Annotated in this window: 1 protein-coding gene; it reads right to left on the bottom strand. The window is 37.5% G+C overall.

What is annotated here, in order from left to right:
• Nucleotides 1-523: ABC transporter ATP-binding protein (locus AC1DJR_RS31950; protein ID WP_477004463.1), on the bottom strand; the 523-nt coding region annotated here is incomplete at its 3' end.
• Nucleotides 524-821 lie beyond the last annotated feature (298 nt).

Genomic DNA, 821 nt, shown 5'->3' with positions numbered 1-821 from the left:
CTGTTGGCTCATCCCCTAAAATAATGGCTGGTTCATGTACAAGCGCACGGGCTGCTGCTGAACGCTGCTTCTGTCCACCAGATACTTCAGATGGATACTTTTGAAGTATCGCCGAGATCCCCAACATATCTGCCACTTTTTCTACTTTCGGCCCAATCTTACGTGATGGAACACTTTGTAGTGAAAGTGGGAGTGCAATGTTTTCATAAATTGATAGATTTTCTAGTAAGTTAAAGTCTTGGAAGATGAACCCCAATTTTTGAGAACGGAAATCAGATAATTCACCTTGCTTCATCTTCGTAATATCCGTACCTGCAATTTCAACAATACCTCCTGTTGCTTTATCCAATGTTGAAATTACATTTAGTAACGTTGTTTTTCCTGAACCAGATGGTCCCATGATGCCAACAAATTCACCCTCTTGAATCGAGAATGACACACCTTTTAATGCGTGTGATTGGTTTTCGCCTTTTTTACCATATACTTTTTGGACGTTTTTAACGACCACAACTGGTTTGTTCATATAGAGCCTCCTACACTTGTTTTTTCTTTCCCTATTCTGCGTTTTTTCGACATAATCCGCCATTGGTTAACCTTACATTTACCTTACACTTTTGTAATGTACAAAAATACCTCTATATCCCCGTATATGAAATACATGGATATATAGATATTGCTTCTTTTATATATAAAGTTTACATAACCTATCAATATAAATAATCAACGATGCATAAAACTTCCGTTAAGGGGGTAATTAAAGATATTAGCTTGATGGCAATTCAGCTGAACCCCATAGATAAGTATTGTGCCCGCTTTTGTAG

This window comes from Bacillus sp. 05T31, assembly GCF_056396725.1.
This window is presented reverse-complemented; position numbering and strand designations above follow the sequence as displayed.